The sequence below is a fragment of the Paraburkholderia sp. J12 genome, assembly GCF_905220215.1.
Taxonomy (GTDB): Bacteria; Pseudomonadota; Gammaproteobacteria; order Burkholderiales; family Burkholderiaceae; genus Paraburkholderia.
Window position 1 is genome coordinate 119,943 of sequence record NZ_CAJMZC010000001.1, and the last position, 17,500, is coordinate 137,442.

At 67.8% G+C, this 17,500-nt stretch carries 19 protein-coding genes; 11 read left to right on the forward strand and 8 right to left on the reverse strand.

Annotation, left to right across the window (positions count from 1 at the left end; translation table 11 throughout):
- Window positions 1-230 precede the first annotated feature (230 nt).
- On the forward strand, window positions 231-848 hold the full coding sequence (locus tag U5760_RS00545; RefSeq protein ID WP_322008831.1) for a TetR/AcrR family transcriptional regulator: 618 nt from the start codon (window positions 231-233) through the stop codon (window positions 846-848).
- A gap of 19 nt (window positions 849-867) precedes the next feature.
- On the opposite strand, the gene U5760_RS00550 is transcribed toward U5760_RS00545, so the two are convergent.
- The 5 genes from U5760_RS00550 to U5760_RS00570 all read right to left on the reverse strand — a co-directional run bounded on the left by U5760_RS00550 (window position 868) and on the right by U5760_RS00570 (window position 5,817).
- Complete coding sequence (locus U5760_RS00550; RefSeq protein ID WP_322008833.1) at window positions 868-1,098, reverse strand: DUF2795 domain-containing protein; 231 nt, start codon at window positions 1,096-1,098, stop codon at window positions 868-870.
- Between the two features lie 99 nt (window positions 1,099-1,197).
- The gene (locus U5760_RS00555; protein ID WP_322008835.1) at window positions 1,198-1,458 is read right to left on the reverse strand and encodes a hypothetical protein; all 261 of its coding nucleotides are present in this window, start codon (window positions 1,456-1,458) and stop codon (window positions 1,198-1,200) included.
- Window positions 1,459-1,799: 341 nt separating this feature from the next.
- Window positions 1,800-3,545: a ClcB-like voltage-gated chloride channel protein gene (locus U5760_RS00560; RefSeq protein WP_322008836.1), complete on the reverse strand. Its 1,746-nt coding sequence runs from the start codon at window positions 3,543-3,545 to the stop codon at window positions 1,800-1,802.
- Between the two features lie 190 nt (window positions 3,546-3,735).
- Window positions 3,736-4,485, reverse strand: a complete 750-nt coding sequence (locus U5760_RS00565; protein WP_322008837.1) for a glutathione S-transferase — start codon at window positions 4,483-4,485, stop codon at window positions 3,736-3,738.
- 231 nt (window positions 4,486-4,716) lie between these two features.
- Entirely contained in the window at window positions 4,717-5,817 is a 1,101-nt protein-coding gene (locus tag U5760_RS00570; protein ID WP_322008839.1) for a YeiH family protein, read from the reverse strand.
- A gap of 134 nt (window positions 5,818-5,951) precedes the next feature.
- Between U5760_RS00570 and U5760_RS00575 the strand changes: the two genes are divergently transcribed.
- From U5760_RS00575 to U5760_RS00610, 8 genes are all read left to right on the forward strand, one after another.
- Window positions 5,952-6,884: a LysR family transcriptional regulator gene (locus tag U5760_RS00575; RefSeq protein WP_322008840.1), complete on the forward strand. Its 933-nt coding sequence runs from the start codon at window positions 5,952-5,954 to the stop codon at window positions 6,882-6,884.
- Window positions 6,885-7,076: 192 nt separating this feature from the next.
- Window positions 7,077-7,850 carry a sugar phosphate isomerase/epimerase gene (locus tag U5760_RS00580; RefSeq protein WP_322008842.1) on the forward strand — a complete coding sequence of 258 codons (774 nt, stop codon included), beginning with the start codon at window positions 7,077-7,079 and terminating at the stop codon, window positions 7,848-7,850.
- 58 nt (window positions 7,851-7,908) lie between these two features.
- The gene (locus tag U5760_RS00585) at window positions 7,909-8,892 is read left to right on the forward strand and encodes a sugar kinase (protein WP_322008844.1); all 984 of its coding nucleotides are present in this window, start codon (window positions 7,909-7,911) and stop codon (window positions 8,890-8,892) included.
- A gap of 66 nt (window positions 8,893-8,958) precedes the next feature.
- Window positions 8,959-10,263 (forward strand): MFS transporter, encoded by a 1,305-nt coding sequence (locus U5760_RS00590; RefSeq protein ID WP_322008845.1) that lies wholly within the window; start codon window positions 8,959-8,961, stop codon window positions 10,261-10,263.
- Window positions 10,260-11,225, forward strand: coding sequence for a D-glycerate dehydrogenase (locus U5760_RS00595; protein WP_322008847.1), 966 nt, complete (start codon window positions 10,260-10,262; stop codon window positions 11,223-11,225). Before U5760_RS00590 ends, U5760_RS00595 begins: the two co-directional genes overlap by 4 nt.
- The gene (locus tag U5760_RS00600) at window positions 11,222-12,292 is read left to right on the forward strand and encodes a LacI family DNA-binding transcriptional regulator (RefSeq protein ID WP_322008849.1); all 1,071 of its coding nucleotides are present in this window, start codon (window positions 11,222-11,224) and stop codon (window positions 12,290-12,292) included. The genes U5760_RS00595 and U5760_RS00600 overlap by 4 nt, the downstream gene beginning before the upstream one ends.
- Before the next feature lie 137 nt (window positions 12,293-12,429).
- The gene (locus U5760_RS00605; RefSeq protein WP_322008851.1) at window positions 12,430-13,242 is read left to right on the forward strand and encodes a YhfC family intramembrane metalloprotease; all 813 of its coding nucleotides are present in this window, start codon (window positions 12,430-12,432) and stop codon (window positions 13,240-13,242) included.
- Between the two features lie 54 nt (window positions 13,243-13,296).
- Window positions 13,297-13,662 carry a DUF3022 domain-containing protein gene (locus tag U5760_RS00610; RefSeq protein WP_322008852.1) on the forward strand — a complete coding sequence of 122 codons (366 nt, stop codon included), beginning with the start codon at window positions 13,297-13,299 and terminating at the stop codon, window positions 13,660-13,662.
- Window positions 13,663-13,718: 56 nt separating this feature from the next.
- On the opposite strand, the gene U5760_RS00615 is transcribed toward U5760_RS00610, so the two are convergent.
- Both U5760_RS00615 and U5760_RS00620 read right to left on the reverse strand, forming a co-directional pair.
- The gene (locus tag U5760_RS00615) at window positions 13,719-14,153 is read right to left on the reverse strand and encodes a PGDYG domain-containing protein (protein WP_322008853.1); all 435 of its coding nucleotides are present in this window, start codon (window positions 14,151-14,153) and stop codon (window positions 13,719-13,721) included.
- A 187-nt stretch (window positions 14,154-14,340) separates the two neighbouring features.
- Window positions 14,341-14,871 (reverse strand): Spy/CpxP family protein refolding chaperone, encoded by a 531-nt coding sequence (locus U5760_RS00620; protein ID WP_322008855.1) that lies wholly within the window; start codon window positions 14,869-14,871, stop codon window positions 14,341-14,343.
- A gap of 230 nt (window positions 14,872-15,101) precedes the next feature.
- On the opposite strand from U5760_RS00620, the gene U5760_RS00625 reads away from it, so the two are divergent.
- Window positions 15,102-15,578, forward strand: coding sequence for an Lrp/AsnC family transcriptional regulator (locus U5760_RS00625; RefSeq protein WP_322008858.1), 477 nt, complete (start codon window positions 15,102-15,104; stop codon window positions 15,576-15,578).
- A 177-nt stretch (window positions 15,579-15,755) separates the two neighbouring features.
- Window positions 15,756-16,868, forward strand: coding sequence for a saccharopine dehydrogenase family protein (locus U5760_RS00630; protein ID WP_322008860.1), 1,113 nt, complete (start codon window positions 15,756-15,758; stop codon window positions 16,866-16,868).
- 35 nt (window positions 16,869-16,903) lie between these two features.
- On the opposite strand, the gene U5760_RS00635 is transcribed toward U5760_RS00630, so the two are convergent.
- Window positions 16,904-17,497 carry an ATP-binding protein gene (locus U5760_RS00635; protein WP_322008862.1) on the reverse strand — a complete coding sequence of 198 codons (594 nt, stop codon included), beginning with the start codon at window positions 17,495-17,497 and terminating at the stop codon, window positions 16,904-16,906.
- Window positions 17,498-17,500: the final 3 nt, after the last annotated feature.

The following is a 17,500-nucleotide window of genomic DNA, read 5'->3' on the forward strand; positions in this document are numbered from 1 at the left end:
CCCGACGCGCCACGACCGCAACGATTCACATGGACCTCGACTTGCCAGGCATGCACGCCAGGTGCTGGAAGTGACGCGCGGCATGCCGGCCTGACGCGGCGCCGCAAGGCCCGGCTCGCGCTGACCCGCCTGGGCATCGATTGCTGCAGATGATGTCGTGAATTCTAATACAGTACTGTATCTGGATGCAAAATTGAATTCGAGGAATGTTTCAGTGCTAGACTCCCGCCATGAACCGTATCCGACTGACCCGCGAGCAGAGCCGTGACCAGACGCGCGAGCGTCTGCTGGACGCCGCGCACGCCATGTTCATGAAAAAGGGCTTCGTGGGCGCGAGCGTGGAGGACATCGCGCTCGCGGCGGGTTATACGCGCGGGGCGTTCTATTCGAACTTCGGCAGCAAGGCGGAACTGCTCGTCGAGCTGCTGCGGCGCGACCACGAGGCGATGCAGGCGGACCTGCGGGCGATCTTCGAGGCCGAGATTTCGCGCGAGGAGATGGAAGCGCGCGTGACGGGCTACTACAGCCGCATGGCGCTCGACAACAAGACGTTTCTGCTGTGGGTGGAGGCGAAGCTGCTGGCCGCCCGCGACGCGCGTTTTCGCACGCGCTTCAATGCCTTCATGAAGGAAAAACGCGACCAGCTGGCCGCGTATATCGAGGAATATTCTGCGCGTACCGGCACGCCCATGCCGCTCGAACCGGACCAGCTTGTGATCGGCCTGATCGGATTGTGCGACGGTGTGCAGTTTCTCGCCACAGCCGATCCGCAGCACATCACGCCCACCGTCGTGGAGGCGGTGCTGGGCCGCTTCTTTGCGCGGGTGGTGTTCGGGCGCGACAGTTGAACCGCTCGCGCGGCGTTCGTCAGGCGCCAAGCCCGGGACCGTAGTTGCTGCCGATCAGCTTCGTGACCGAGGCGACATCGTGATAGTCCTGCTCCGGCATGCCGTCGAGTATCGCCAGCACCTCGTTGCTCGCGCCGGCGCTGCGCGCGGCGTCCACGAGATCGTCCTTGTTGGCGGGCCAGCGCACTTCGCGCAGGACGTCGGCGAATTGCAGGTCGATGGGTTCGTCGGGAATACGGGAAGCGGGCATGCAGAGTGTCCTTTGCGCAGCGAACGGCGCCGCCATGGCGTCGCGACACCAGCATAGCCAATCCCGGCAATCCGCCGCGGCTGTGTGTCCGCGCGCGGCTCAGGTCTGCAGGTGCAGCTCCGGCGTCATCGTCTTGTCGAGCTGCCGGGACTTGGGCAGCGTGAGGTATTCCCAATGCTGCGCGCCGCTTGCGGCGGAGACGGGCACGTCGGGGGCAGGCGGAGCGACGGGGGCGTCGTTGAGGTGTTGCTGCAATGCAATATTCGCGGCAACGACCGGGGTTTCCTGCGCCGTGTGCACGGGCGCGGCGAAGCACGACGCCGAGAGCAGCACGGTGGTCATCACTGTCGAGGTTTTCATCGCTCGACCTCCTCTCTCATGCGGCCCGTGGACCGCAGCAAGCGCCGTGCCGTGCCCGGGCGGGCGCTGCGCGGCGGCCGCGCCGTCCGCGTCCGGACCGCGCGCCGCATCGTGTCGTTCGGGTGCAGGCGACCGAAAGCTGCCGGTGCGTGCGAAAGACGAATGCGAGGATTCCATAATGGCAGCAAATGCCGGAACGCGTACAGAACGCGCGAAAATTTTTGTTTCGGCGTGTTTCTAGTGGTTCTGACGGGCGGCGATCGGGTTTCCGGTTCTGACGGCGCCGGCGTCAGGCGCCCGGCAGCACAGCACAGCACAGCACAGCGCCTCGCGCCGCCGCGCTAGCGGTCGGGCGTCATGCGCTGATAGGCGTCGAGCAGCGAGGTCTTGTACACCACGCCCGCGAGCGTCGGCTGCTGCGCGCTCTCGATCACGGGCAGACGCTCGCCGCGAAACGCCATGAAGTGCTGCAGGCCCGCCGCGAGCGACATATCGGGCGTGAGCGTATGGAACGGCATCTGCACGTAGTCGGCGGCGCGCTTGTTCGTGGTGTCGCGCTTTTGCAGCAGGTCCGAGGTGATGTCCGCGAGCGAGACGGCGCCGAGGAAGTGCCCCGCATCGTCGGTGACGTACAGGTACTTCACCGGGTATTCGAGGAAGACGCGCGTCATCTCGGGCACCGTGGCGTCGGCGCGCACGACGGTGTCGGCGGGGCGGATCAAGGCGCGCATCTGCGTCGCGCGCAGCCGCATGCGCTCCTCTTCTTCGCGATTGCGCTGCAAGGTGATTTCGTACATCGAGGCCTTGCCCGTCGCGCGCGCCACGAAGTACGCGACCACGCACGAAAGCATGAGCGGCAGCACGACCGGATAGCTGAGCGTCATCTCGAAGATCATGAGGATCGCCATCAGCGGCGCCTGGGTCGCGCCCGCGAGGAAGGCGCCCATGCCCACCATCGCGTAGGCGAAGGGTGCCGAGGTGCCGTGCGGCCACAGCGCATGCACGCCCTGGCCGAACAGGCAGCCGAGCACGGCGCCCATGAAGAGCGTCGGCGTGAACACGCCACCCACGGCCCCGGAGCCCACCGTTGCCGCGGTGGCGAGGAGCTTGAAGACGAGCACGGTGGCGAGCGCGGTCCAGGTCCACGGCGAATGGAGGATCGAGTTGACGACGCTATAGCCGTTGCCCCACACCTCGGGCGTCCAGACCGAGAGGACGCCGCACACGAGGCCGCCCGCCGCGAGCTTGACCGGCAGCGGCAGTTTCACGCGCGCGAAGCCCGATTTCGTGATGTCGAGAAGGCCCAGGAACTGCGGCGCGAGCAGCCCGCACAGGAGGCCGAGCGCAACGAAGAGCAGAACCTCCGGGCCCGCGACCGGCGGAAACACGGGCATTTCGTAGGGCGGCCGGTAGCCCGCGAACTCGCGCATGGTGATGTTGGCGACCACGGACGACACGACGATCGGCCCAAAGCTCTCCATCACGATCGAGCCGAGCACGATTTCGGTGACGAAAAAGGCCCCCGCAATCGGCGCGTTGTAGGCCGAGGTGATACCGGCCGCCGCGCCGCACGCGACGAGCAGGCGCAGGCGCTGCGGATCGAAGTGGCCCCAGCGGCCGATCAGCGAAGCGGCCAGCGCGGCGAGTTGCACCATCGGGCCTTCGCGGCCGATCGAGCCGCCGCTCGCGATCGTGAAGAGCGAGGAGACGCTGCGCCAGAGGCTCTTGCCGACCGGCATCACGCCGTCGCCGATCGCGACGGCCTCGACATAGTCGGTGTGGATCGGGCGGTTGCCGTCGCCCGGTGCCTTGCGTTTGGCGAACAGCAGCAGGCATCCCGCGACGAAGCCGCCCGCCGCCGGCAGCCAGATGCGCGTGTGCCACGGCAGGCTGCGCGCCATCTCCACGAAGCTGCCCTCGTAGCCGACGAAGAGGATCTGCAGCAGCGCGATGCCTTTGCGGAACAGCACGGTCGCAAACGCGCCCGCCACGCCGACGATGACCGACCACACGAGCATCGTGTGCGCGTCTGAGAGACGAAAGAGGTCGCGGGCGCGAGTGCGCAGTTTCAGCAGGAATGACAGCACGGCGGGCAGTCTGTGAGTGGGAATGAGCGGCGCCGTGCGCAAGCATAGCATTGCGCGCGGCGAGGAAAAGACACGGCGAAGGGGGACCGCTCGGCGCGCCGGTTCGCGACGCTCGCCGGGACGGCCGCCGTGCGGACCGGAAGCCGAGGCGGAACCAGAAGCGGAACCGGGGTTGGGCCGTATGCGCGGCTCAGCGCGCGGTTTTGTCGAGTTCCGGGTAGTGCCGGAAGATGCCGGTTTCGTTGAACGGCAGGCGGCGCGGCGAGGCGAGATACGCGGCGATGTGTGGGCGCACGGCCACGGCATCGTGCAGCGCCACGATATTGGGGTAGCGCTCCGCGAGCGGCTTCGTCGCCTTGGGGAACGCATAGCGCAGCCCTTCGACGATCTGGAAGATCGACAGGTCGACGCAGGTGAGCGCGTTGCCGACCATATGCTTCGGGCCTGCCGGATTCTGTGCGAGCACGCGCTCGAAGTAGCCGAGGAACTTCGGCATGCGGTGCGCGAGGAAGTCGGCGGCGCGCGCTTTCGCTTCGGCCTTCTGGTCTTCGTAGTAGAGGCCGCTCGCGATCGGGTGATGCGTGTCGTGGACCTCGGTCACGAGATCGGCGATCGTCAGTTGCAGGCCGTTCGCCACGTACCTCAAGCCCTCGTCGCGCGGCGCGAGCCCGAGCTTCGGCGCGAGGTAGAACAGGATGTTGGCCGTCTGCGGCACGATCAGATCGCCGTCCTTGAGAAACGGCGGCGCAAAGGGCGGCACGGACTGCGGATGCGGCGTGCTGCGGCTCTCGAGCAGCGCCATCATCGCGCCGATGCCCTGTCCATCGGCCTTCGCCCCGCGCGCCACGTCGACATAGGGAGCCTGCGCTTCCTCCAGCGCCAGCCGCACGAATTCGCCCCGGCCCTGCAGGCCGTCCCAGTAATACAGTTCGTATGCCATCGGTTGCCCCTTTGCCATGACGGACGCGGCCCGCGGACCGGGCCGCACGCAACAGTATCGCGCGCATCCCGCGCGCCTGTTGAAGACGTGCCAGGCCGCGCGGGCCAGCGAAAACGCAAAAAGCCCCGCGCGCGGCGGGGCGAGGCGCCGGCATGGCCGGCGCTCCAGGGCGGGATCGAGGCGGGGCGGGCATGCGCGCCGTGGGTCCGATGGGAATGCCGCGAAGCGAAGTCAGGCGAAGAGACGTTCGACGGCCCAGGTGATCGCCAGCCCGCCGCCGATCAGCCACACATAGAGGATGAACCCCGTGGTGAGCGCGCGCGGCCCGGCCTGGCGGATCTGCGAGATGCGGGTTTCGATGCCCAGCGCCGTCATGGCCATCGTGAGCGCGAAGGTGTCGAGCAGATTGACCGTCTGCGTGACCGGAGCCGGCAGCATATGCAGCGAATTCACCACCACGAGCGCGAGGAAGCCGAGCGCGAACCAGGGCACCGCGATCTTGCGTGCGCCTCCGTGGCCGATGTGGCCACTGTTGCTGGCGTGGCCATGCTGAGCGCTCGCGCTGCGCGCCGGGCGGTGGAGCCACACGCCGAGCACGAGCAGCACCGGCACGAGCAGCATCACGCGCGTCATCTTGACGATGGTGGCGATATGCGTGGCTTCCGGGCTCACGTTGCTTGCCGCGCCGACGACCTGCGCGACTTCGTGGATCGTGCCGCCGAAGAAGAGGCCGGCGCCGAGCGTATCGAGATGGAGCCAGCCCGCGCGATAGAGCACCGGGTAGAGGAACATCGAGAGCGTGCCGAACAGCACGACGCTGCCCACGGCCATGGCGCTCTTGTGCGGCTTCGACTGCAGCGTCGATTCGAAGGCGAGCACGGCGGCCGCGCCGCAGATCGCGCTGCCGGCAGCCGTGAGCAGGGCCGTGTCGCGGTCGAGCTTCATGATCTTCATGCCGGCCCAGGTGCCGATGGCAAGCGTGCTCACCACGATCACGACCGATTCGACGAGCCCCGGCACGCCCACCTGGGCGATTTCCTGAAGGCTCACGCGCAGGCCGAAGAAGGCCACGGCGATGCGCAGGAGCTTGCGCGCGGAGAAGTTGACGCCCGCCGCCCAGCTTTCGGGCATGCCGTCGCGCAGCGCATTGCCGTAGACCGCCCCGGCGACGATGCCGACGATGAGCGGGCTCAGGCCCAGGTTGGCAATGGCGGGCACGGCCGCGAGCCGCGTGACGGCGGCGGCGAACAGTGCGACGAACAGGATGCCGTTGAGCTGGCCGATTGTGGAAGGCGGTTGATGCGCAAGGGTCGTTGACGATGAGCTGGACATGATCGCCTTTTTGAGTCGCGTGAATCTGCGGGAATCGGGTAACGAACGAATGTGCTAATCCTAATTTACATATATCGATATGAAAAATCGCGATTTGTGACGTAATATATAAGTTGAGCCGATAATTGACAGTCATGACCCCGGAACAACTGATAACATTCGCCGCCGTCGCCGATCACCGCAACATCAGCCGGGCGGCCGAATCCCTGCACCTCTCGCAACCCGCGGTGTCGGGCCAGTTGCGCCTCTTGCAGGAGGAATTCGGCGAGGCGCTCTACCAGCGCGACGGCCGCGGCGTGCGCCTCACGCCCACCGGGGAGCAACTGGCCGCCTACGCCGCGCGGCTGCGCGACAGCTGGCGCGACGCCTATGCGTTTCGTGACGCGCTGCGCGGTCTCGAGCACGGCACGCTGCGCATCGGCGCGAGCACGACGCCGGCGAGCTATCGGCTGCCGTATCTCGTGGCCGCGTTTCATCGGCGCTATCCGGACGTGAAGCTCGAAACCACGAGCGGCAATACGTCGGATGTCGTCGGCATGCTCGGGGTGCTCGATATCGCGCTGGTCGAAGGGCCGGTGGGCGAGCAGTTGCCGCCCGACACCGTGGTCCGGCCTTGGCACGAGGACGAAATCGTGGCGATCATGCCGCGCGCGCATCCGCTCGCTGTCCGGCTTGCTGGCCAGCGTGGCGTCGAGGGCGGGGTGGCGGGAGAACGCGTGACGCTCGCGGCGCTCGGCGAATATCCGCTCGTGCTGCGCGAGGACGGCTCGGGCGTGCGTCAGCTGGTCGAGCGTGCGTTCGCGCGCGCGGGGGCGCCCATGCGCGTGGCGCTTGAGATCGCGGGCGTGGAGGGCGTGAAGGAGGCCGTGCGGGCGGGCATGGGCATCGGTTTCGTTTCGGCCATGTCGATGCGCCATGAAGACGGAGCGCTGTGCCAGGTCGGTATCGGGCCTGAGCCGCTTGCGCGGCGTTTCTCGATTCTCGTGCCGCATGCGGGCGCAGCCTCGCGTGTCGCGCAACGTTTTTTCGAGTTGTGTCTGGCCGAACCTGACGCGGGCGGCCATTAAGGGCAATCGCGTAGGGACCGACCCAGGGCTTACCACGATAGCGTGGCCAGACCGAACAGCGCACTATCCGCGCATTGATCGGGCGCCCAGGCGCTTTTTTTCGGGCCGGAAATGGAACCGGTTCCAAAAGGCGGCGATGCCCGGCAGTAATGGGACAAAGCAGGACAAAGCGGACAAAGCAGGACGAAGACAATGGCAGAAGTAGCAATCGTGGCGAGTGCGTTTGGCGTAGAGGCGATCCGGCGCGACGGTCACGCGGCATGGATCGTCGCGGCGGCCCAGTCGGGCGCGGCGGCATTCGAAGTGCGGCGCGAGTTGATGGACGACGCGTCGCCCGCCACGCTGCATGCGCTCGGCGCGGCCATCGCGGGGGCGGGGCTGTGGCCTGTGTGGTCCACGCCGGACACGCTTTACGACGCCCGGGGCACGCTCGACGAAGCCGCTCTGCGCGATGCCGTCGACTGCGGCCGCCTGCTGGGTGCGCGCTTCGTGAAACTGCAACTGGGCGGCTTTTCGGGCGATCCGCAGGTCGAGCGCCTGAACGCGGTGCTGGCCGAAACCGGCGAGGCGGAAAGCCCGTTGCGTGTGGTCGTCGAGAACGGCCAGCTCGAAGCGGGCGGCTCGCTCGCGCAGTTCGTCGCGCTTTTCGGTGTGTTGCGCGAAACGGCGGGATCCCGCACCCCGATCGGCATGACGTTCGACATCGGCAACTGGCAGTGGCCGGGCGAGCCGCCGCTGCTCGCTGCGGCGGCACTGGCGCCGTACGTCGAGTACATCCACTGCAAGGCAGTGGCGGGCGAAGGCGCGCGCCGCTACGCGATCGCCCCGGTCGCCGACGATCCGCTGTGCCGCGCCGCCCTCGCGTTGCTGCCGCCCCATGTGCCGCGCGGCATCGAGTTTCCCTTCGATCCCGCGTGCGCCGGCGCCGATGCCGCGCACTATGTCGCCTGGCTCGCCGGCGCCTGAGGCTGAGCGCGCAACCGTCCATGACCTATCCTCAAGACCCGAATCAGGAATGCCTCCCATGACCGAATCTCTCGACGTCGTAACCTACGGCGAAGCGATGGCGATGTTCGTCGCCACCGAGACCGGCCCGCTCGCGCAGGTCGCGCACTTTACGAAGCGCGCGGCCGGCGCGGAACTGAACGTCGCGACGGGCCTCGCGCGCCTCGGCTTCAAGGTGGGCTGGATGAGCCGCGTGGGCGCCGATTCGTTCGGCCAGTTCGTGCGCGACGTGCTCGCACAGGAGGGCATCGACGCGCGCTGCGTGAGCACCGACGAGCGTTTTCCCACGGGCTTTCAGCTCAAGTCGAAAAACGACGACGGCAGCGACCCCGCCATCGAGTACTTCCGGCGCGGCTCGGCGGCAAGCCGGCTCTCGCCGTACGATTTCGAGCGCGACTACGTGACCGGTGCACGGCATTTGCACCTGAGCGGGGTGGCTCCTGCGATCTCGTCCACCTCGCGCGAGCTCGCGTTCAAGCTCGCACGGGAAATGCGCGCGGCAGGGCGCACGATCACCTTCGATCCGAACCTGCGCCCCACGCTGTGGAACTCGCGCGAGGAAATGGTGACGACGCTCAACGAACTCGCCACTTACGCCGACTGGGTGCTGCCGGGCGTGAGCGAGGGCCTCGTGCTGACCGGTTCCGACGACCCCGCGAGCATCGCGAGCTTCTACCTCGCACGCGGGGCGCGCGGCGTGGTCGTGAAGCTCGGTGCGCAGGGTGCCTACTACGCTACGAGCGAGGGCGGGCAGGGCGTCGTGAAAGCGCAGCCGGTGGCGCGCGTGGTGGATACGGTGGGCGCGGGCGACGGCTTTGCCGTGGGCGTGATCTCCGCGTTGCTCGAAGGCCGCACGCTTGCGCGGGCTGTCGAGCGCGGCAACCGCATCGGCGCGCTGGCCGTGCAGGTGATCGGCGACTCCGAAGGGCTGCCGAAGCGCGCGCAACTCGATGCCCTCGAAGCGCAGGACGTACGCACAAACGTAGACGCAGACGCGGCCTGAGCCGCGCGGGTAACTCACCCATCAGGACGGCGGCGCGACCACGCCGCCTCTCGAAAGGAGACAACGATGACCTCAACCTCGCTCGCTCCCCGCCGCTGGTGGGCGATCATGCCGATCGTGTTCATCACGTACAGCCTCGCGTATCTGGACCGCGCGAATTACGGCTTTGCGTCGGCGGCCGGCATCAACCGCGATCTCGGCATCAGCCCGGGGCTCTCGTCGCTGATCGGCGCGCTGTTCTTCCTCGGCTACTTCTTCTTCCAGATTCCGGGCGCGGTCTATGCCGAGCGCCGCAGCGTGCGCAAGCTCGTGTTCATGAGCCTGCTCCTCTGGGGCGGCTGCGCGGCGCTCACGGGTGTCGTCACCAACGTCCCTTCGCTCATGGCGATCCGCTTCGTGCTGGGCGTGGTCGAGGCTGCCGTCATGCCGGCCATGCTCATCTTCATCAGTCACTGGTTCACGAAGCGCGAGCGCTCGCGCGCGAACACGTTCCTCATTCTCGGCAATCCGGTGACGGTGCTGTGGATGTCGGTGGTCTCGGGCTATCTCGTGCACGCGTATGGCTGGCGCCCTATGTTCATCGCCGAAGGCGTGCCGGCCGTGGTGTGGGCCGTCTGCTGGTGGTGCCTCGTGCGCGACCGGCCCGCCGACGTGAGCTGGCTCTCCGAACAGGAGAAGCGCGATCTCGACGTCGCCATGCGAGCCGAGCAGGCCGGCATCAAGCCCATGCGCAACTACGCCGAGGCGTTTCGCACGCCGGCCGTGATGCTGCTCGCGGCGCAGTACTTCTGCTGGAGCATCGGCGTGTACGGCTTCGTGCTGTGGCTGCCTTCGATCGTGAAGAACGGTTCGTCGCTCGGCATGGTCGAAACGGGCTGGCTCTCGGCGCTGCCGTATCTCGCGGCGACCCTGGCGATGCTCGGCGTCTCCTGGGCCGCGGACAAATTCGACGCGCGCCGCGCGTTCGTGTGGCCTTCGCTGCTGATCGGCGCGCTTGCATTCGCGTGTTCCTATGCGCTGGGGTCCACGCACTTCTGGATCTCGTACGCGCTGCTGGTCGTGGCGGGCGCCGCCATGTATGCGCCGTATGGCCCGTTCTTCGCGATCGTGCCGGAACTGCTGCCGAAGAACGTCTCGGGCGGCGCGATGGCGCTCATCAACGCGATGGGCGCGCTCGGCTCGTTCGTGGGCTCGTACGTGGTCGGTTATCTCAATGGCGCGACGGGCTCGCCTGCGGCATCCTATGCGTTCATGAGCGCAGCGCTGCTGGTCGCGGTCGGGCTCACGTTTGCGGTGAAGCCGCGGCGCGGGAATGCAGAGAGCTCGGGCGACTTCACGGCGACGCCGCTGCACGGAAAATCACGGACATGACACACAGAATCGTTGCTTACAAGACTTTGCCCGCCGACGTGGCGCACTATCTGCGCGAACACGCCGAGCTCGTTTTCGTCGATTCCGACACGCCGGGCGCGCTCGCCGCGGCGCTCGCCGATGCCGACGGCGCCATCGGCGCGAGCGTGAAGATCACGCCCGCGATGCTCGAAGGCTCGCGCGTGAAGGCGCTCTCGACGATCTCGGTGGGCTACGACCAGTTCGACGTGGCCGACCTCACGCGGCGCGGCATCGTGCTCGCGCATACGCCCGACGTGCTCACCGAATCGACGGCCGACACGGTGTTCGCGCTCATTCTCGCGAGCGCCCGCCGCGTGGTCGAACTGGCCGACTGGGTCAAGGCAGGCCGCTGGAAGGCGAGCATCGGCCCGGCGCAATACGGCGTGGACGTGCAGGGCAAGACGCTCGGCATCGTCGGGCTCGGGCGCATCGGCGGTGCGGTCGCGCGGCGCGCGGCGCTCGGCTTCGGCATGAAGGTGCTCTACACGAACCGCAGTCCGAACCCGGACGCGGAGCGCGACTACGGCGCCCGCCGCGTGGAACTGGACGCACTGCTTGCCGCCTCGGACTTCGTGTGCCTGCAGGTGCCGCTCACGCCGCAAACGCGCCATCTGATCGGCGCGCAGCAGCTCGCGCAGATGAAGAAGAGCGCGATCCTCATCAATGCCTCGCGCGGCGCGACCGTCGACGAACCGGCACTGATCGCGGCGCTCGAAGCGGGCACGATCCGCGGCGCGGGTCTCGACGTGTTCGAGCGCGAGCCCGTCGACGTGGACTCGCCGCTCCTGCGCATGCCCAACGTCGTGGCGCTGCCGCATATCGGCTCGGCCACTGAGGAGACGCGCCACGCCATGGCGCGCTGCGCCGCCGAAAACCTCGTGGCCGCGCTTGACGGGACGCTCGATCGCAACATCGTCAACCGCGAGGTGCTCGCGCGATGAGCGCCGGTACAGATACGGGCCCAGGCATCGGCGCGCGCCGCGCGACCATCAGCGACGTCGCGCGCGAGGCGGGCACGGGCAAGACCAGCATTTCGCGTTATCTGAACGGCGAACTGTCGGTGCTCTCGCCGGATTTGCGCGCGCGCATCGAAGCCGCCATCAAACGGCTCGACTACCGGCCCAACCAGATGGCGCGCGGCCTGAAACGCGGCCGCAACCGCCTGATCGGCCTGCTGATCGCCGACCTCGCGAATCCGTATTCGGTCGAGGTCCTGCAGGGCGTGGAAGCGGCTTGCCATGCGCTCGGCTACATGCCGCTCATCTGCCACGCGGCGAACGAAGTCGATATGGAGCGGCGCTATCTGCAACTGCTCACGACTTATCGCGTGGAAGGAGTGATCGTCAACGCGCTCGGCGTGCGCGAGGCGATGCTCAAGCCCGTGGGCAGCGGCGGCATTCCGGCCGTGCTGATCGACCGTAGCGTGGATGGGCTCGATGCCGACGTCGTCGGGCTCGACAACGGTGCGGCCGCGCGTCTGGCGGTCGCGCATCTGCTCGCGCGGGGCTACGACGATATTGCGTTCGTCGTGCAGCCGTTCGAACAGGTGAGCTCGCGGCGCGAACGCGAGGCGGCGTTTCGCGAGGCGCTGGGCGCGGCGCCTGACGTGCGCAGCACGACGCGCGTGCTCGACCTCCACGACGACGAAGCAACCGAGGCGGCGCTCGCCGCGCTCGACACGCATCTGCAAGACGCCGCGCGGCGCGGCGCACGCAGCGCGCTCTTCGCGGCGAACGCGCCGGTGGCGCTGCGCCTCTCGCTGCATCTGAAGGCGCGCTTCGGCGCGCAGTGGCAGCAGCGCGTGGCGCTCATCGCCATCGACGACCCCGAGTGGGCCGAGCTTGCGGGCATTACGACGATCCGCCAGCCCACGCGTGAAATCGGCTACCGCGCCGTGGAGTTCCTGCACGAGCGGATCGAAGGCGCGGCCGTGGCGGCGCGCTCGGCGGCGTTCGAAGGCGAACTCGTGGCGCGCGAATCCACGCGCGGCACGGCGGGCGCCGACTGAGACTCCGAGACGCCACCCGCCGGGGACCACGGGCCGCATCCGTCGGCTGAGCCCCGGGGCTGCGCGCCGGCCCCGATATCTGCGATGATTCGGGCTGCGGCGCGCGGTGGTGCGCGCCGGATGGCATAAGGACCCCCATGACCGTAGCCCCGATCACGCTGCTTTGCCTCTCGCTCGCGACGCTCTTCGTCGCCGCCTTGCCCGTGCTGGTGTACCGGCGGCTGCGCCGGCCCTATGCGCTCGACTGGCGCGACACGGTCTCGGGCATCGCGGTGTTCGCGCTATTCGCGACGGTGATCGAGCGCGCGCTCAACGGCTATATCCTGCACGACAACCCCGATACGGCCGGCGCGCTGCTGGCCAATCCGCTCGCATTCGTGGCCTACGGGGCGCTCGCGGCCGGCGTATGCGAGGAAGTGGGGCGCTACATCGCGATGCGGATGATCGCCCGCCGCACCAACCGCGCCACCACGGCGCCGGCGGACAGCGCGGGGCTCGGCTACGGCATCGGCCACGGCGGCGCGGAGGCGTGGCTCGTGGGCGTGCTCGTGCAACTGCAATGGATCGTGTTCGCCGTGCTCGCCAATCGCGGCGAACTGGACGAACATCTCTCGAATCTCTCGATGGAAGGGGTGTTGCGCGTTCATCTGATTCTCGCCAACATCTCGCCGCTGCTGGCCGGCGTGTTCGCGATCGAGCGCACCGCGGCGTTCGTGTTCCAGATCGGCTTTTCCGTGCTGATGTGGCGCGGCGTGCGGGCCGGATGGAGGGGTATCCTGCCGCTTGCGGTGGTGCTGCACGCGCTGAGCGACGTGCCCGCCGCCCTGTTCCAGGCGGGCCTGCTGCCCCTCTTGGCCGTGGACGGCACCTATGCCGTGGGCGCGGTCGTGCTCGCTGTCGTGCTTTGGCGCGTGTGCCGGCCGAAGCGCGTCGCGGCGCCGGCCGCGTGATCCGACGTTTGCGGATACCGGCCCGCGCCTTTTCTCACTCTTTCACTGGCATCGATGGAAGCCTACTTGTTTGAATGCGCGAGCCCCGATTTCGGGGAGCTCGCCCGCGTGATCGCCGATCTGTTCCCCGAGCAGACGCGCTTTGCCCAGCAGGCCGACGAAAACGGCGCGCCGCTGCTGGTCGTGCATTGGGTGGCGATGCGCTTCGCCTCGGTCGCGCGCCGCATGACCTTGACGATTGCGATTGCGCCTGCCGCGCTCGCCCGTTATCGCGCGTTGCCTGCGCGGCATCGCGCTCGCAGTTTCGCCGTGCTGCGCGCGTATGTGGAAGCCACCCTTGGTTCGCTCGAAGAGCAGCACGCCAAGGGCGAAAGCGTGGAGCGGGACGTGACGCTGGCGCTGGACGAAGAATTCGCCTGAATCCGTCGCCCGTCTGCCGTCCGTCTGCCGCCTGAATCGGCTGAGTCGCCGGAAGGTCAGTCGGCGAGCCGGTAGACCTTCGCGAACCGCTCGGCCTTCGTGATGCCATAGTCGCCGGGCGCGTACTGCATGACCCAGTCTCCCGCCGCGCCCGTGAGGCGGTCCCCGCCGGCCGATCGCACGATCGTGAACGGCGCGTCCATGTGCCTTGCCAGCACCACGCTGGGACGGTTGCGGTAGGCGCCGGACTCGCCGTGCGCGAGCGCGGCATCGGCGGGAAAGTACTTCGCATCGAAACGTTCGCGCGAGACCACCCAGCGCTCGCCGGTGGCGCCCGTGATGATCGCGTCGCCCTGCGCGTAGCGGTTCGGGCCTTCGAGGCTCATCAGCTCGCCGGGCGCGGCGGCAAAGACCACGCTCACGGTTTCGTCCTTGACGAAGCGTTGAGCGGCCGGGTCGGTACGCAGGTCGAGTTGGGTCAGTTCGATCATGATGGCGGCAGCGGACCTGCTGCAAAAACGTGTTCCAGAAAGAGCGACGGCCGGGCAATCGTGCCCGGCCGTCGCGCGGTCCGCAAGGGTACCTTGATTCAGGCCGCATTGCACGCCTGGCGGCGCGCTTCGCGGAGGCGAGGCCGACGCGGTTGCCCGCGCGCCTCTGGATTGTACTGCAGCGCCTTTACTGCGCAGCCGGGGCGCTAGCCGCTGCGGCGTCGCTGGCCGGTGCGGCCTTCGGCTTCATCTTGTGCTTCGGATGCGCAGCGCCCTTGCCGGCCGGCGGCTGGCCGTGGCGGAAGGTCTTGTCGGCCTGTGCCTTCTGGTCGGCCGAGAAGCTGTTGTAGAGCGGCTCGAACGCCGTCACGAGCTTCTGCATGTCGTCCGCGTGAGCCTGCGAGAGCTGTGCGTACTGCTTCATGTCGTCGAGCGCGTTACGCGTGCTTTCGCCTTCGGCGCGCTGCTTGTACAGGTCGGCCATGGTCTGGCCGTTGCTGCGCATCTGGTCGGCGAAGGTCTTCCACAGCGACTCCTGGTCGGCCGTGATCTTCAGCGCCGAGTGCAGGTAGTTGATGCGTTCCTCGACGCGCTGCTCGTGCTGGGCGGCGCGTGCCTCGACGGCTGCCGACGACGGCTGGGCCGAGGAAGCGGCAGTTTGCGCGAAGGCGCCGCTCATCGACAGTGCGGCGGCAAGGACGACGAAAGCTTTCTTCATTGTTGCTCCTTGGATCGTTTCGTAGCGGTAGGGCGCAATGCCGTATCGATTGCAGCCGATATTAGTACCACGATACCGGGCCATTGCGGCCGTTGTGCGACAACTGCTTACAAGTGAAACGCCCGGAAACCGTTGGAAATGGACCGCAATGAAGACGGATGGGGCGCCCCCAGGGTCGCGCCGCGGGGCGATAATGGCGCCATTTTCACGCACCGTGAGACGTTCCATCGATGAGACCTCCGCGCCTCGACCAGCTCGACGACCTCGACCGCAGCCTCGTTGCGCTGCTCCAGGAGAACGCGCGCGAAAGCGTCGCGAACCTCGCCCGGCGCCTCGGCGTCGCACGCACCACGGTGCTCGCGCGCATTGCGCGGCTCGAGCGTTCGCAGGTGATCGCCGGATATGGCGTGCGTCTGGGGCAGGACGTGCTCGATGCGAGCCTGCAGGCATGGGTCGGGCTCATCATCGCGCCCAGGCACGGGCCCGACGTGCAAAAGCGGCTCGGCAAGCTGCCCGAGGTGCAACTGCTCTGCGCCGTGAGCGGCGAGTACGACTATGTCGCCTGGGTGCGCGCGGAAACGCCCGACCGCCTGAACGACCTGCTCGACCAGATTGGCGGCATGCCGGGTGTCGAGCGCACCACGACCTCCATCGTGCTTGCCCGCAAGATCGATCGCGGCTCGGTCATGGGCCAGGGCGTCGCGTGATGGGTTCCGGGTCGCCTGTCGAACCGGATGCGACATTTCGACGAACTGCATCGTCAAAACGTCGAATTCTGTGGTCGGAACGCAGCATTTTGTGCCTATGAACCGTATTGGCACCTCCCTAGACTTGGGGTCAGCGGGCGCCGCACGCCCAGGACCCCAGAACACAGGAGATGCAAAATGAAAGTCGCGATTGCCGGCGCCGGCCTCATCGGCCACACCATTGCACACATGCTGCGCGAAACCGGGGACTACGAAGTCGCCGCCTTCGACCGCGATCCGAAGGCGCTCGACAAGATCGCCGCGGACGGCATTCGCGTCGAGCGCGTCGATTCGGCCGATGCCGCGGCCCTGCGCGGCGCGCTTTCGGGCTACGACGCCCTCGTCAACGCACTGCCGTATTACCTCGCCGTGAACGTTGCGTCCGCAGCGAAGGGCGCGGGCGTGCATTACTTCGACCTTACCGAAGACGTGCGCGCCACGCACGCGATCCGCACGCTCGCCGAGGGCGCCGAGCACGTTTTCATGCCGCAATGCGGCCTCGCGCCCGGTTTCATCGGCATCGCGGCGCACGCGCTGGCGAGCCGCTTCACCGAGATTCGCGACGTCAAGATGCGCGTGGGCGCGCTGCCGCAGTTTCCCACCAACGCACTCAAGTACAACCTCACGTGGAGTGTGGACGGCCTCATCAACGAGTACTGCCAGCCGTGCGAGGCGATCCGCGACGGCCGCACGCAGTGGGTGCAGCCGCTCGAAGGCCTCGAGCACTTCTCGCTCGACGGCGTGGAGTACGAGGCGTTCAATACCTCGGGCGGCCTCGGCACGCTGTGCGAGACGCTGGCCGGTCAGGTGGAGTCGCTCGACTACAAGTCGGTGCGCTATCCGGGCCATCGCGACCTGATGCAGTTCCTGCTCGAAGACCTGCGCCTCGCCACCGACCGCGACACGCTCAAGTCGATCATGCGCCGTTCGGTGCCGGCCACCGAGCAGGACGTCGTGCTCATTTTCATGACCGTGACCGGCATGCGCGACGGCCAGCTCGTGCAGGAAGTGTTCACGCGCAAGATTTTCGCGAAGACCGTGTGCGGCGTGCCGATGAGCGCGATTCAGATCACCACGGCGGGCGCGATGTGCGCGGTGCTGGACATGTTCCGCGAGAAGCAGCTGCCGCAGAAGGGTTTCGTGCGCCAGGAGCAGGTGTCGCTCGATCAGTTCCTCGCGAACCGTTTCGGTCAGGTCTACGAAGGCGCGACGCTCGATGCGCGTGCTTTCGCTCAGGCTGCCGCGGTCTGAGTGTTGCAGGGCCGGGGGAAGGGCTGCGCCGCCGCTCAGGCCGGCGGCTTTTCCCCCGCGAGGCGCGCCAATAGCGCGTCGAAGTCAGCCTCGGCGGGCGCCGTGTTGTCGAACACGACGACGCCCTCGAGTGCCTCGGCCGTGGGCGTGAAGCGGCGCTGCCGGTAGTCGTCCCAATGCGCGAGCTTGTACGCGTCGCCCGGATGGGCGCGCGCGACGATACGGCTTTTCGCAGCCTCCTCCGAAGTCGCTACCCAGACCACCGTCAATGCCACGTCGGGCGAGATGGCGAGCCACGCGCGGTCGAAGAGCCGCCGCTCGCGGATCTCGCGCGAGAGCGGCGCGACCGCGATGACGCTCACGCCCAGTTCGAGGTTTTCGCGCGCGGTGTCGATGAGCCCGAGGTATTCGGGGTCGCGCAGGTGCTGAAGGAAGAGGGGGCTGTCGCGATCGTTGGGGTCCTGCGTGAGCGCGGCCATGGCGGCGGCGCCGGTGCGCCCGTACAGGGTGTCCTTGTCGAGCAGGCAGAAGGGTTCGCCGGTGGCGCGGCTCAGGGGGCCGAGCAGGCGCTTCGCGACCGTGGTCTTGCCGGTGCCGGCATGGCCGCACAAAAAGACGAGCCGCTTCACGTC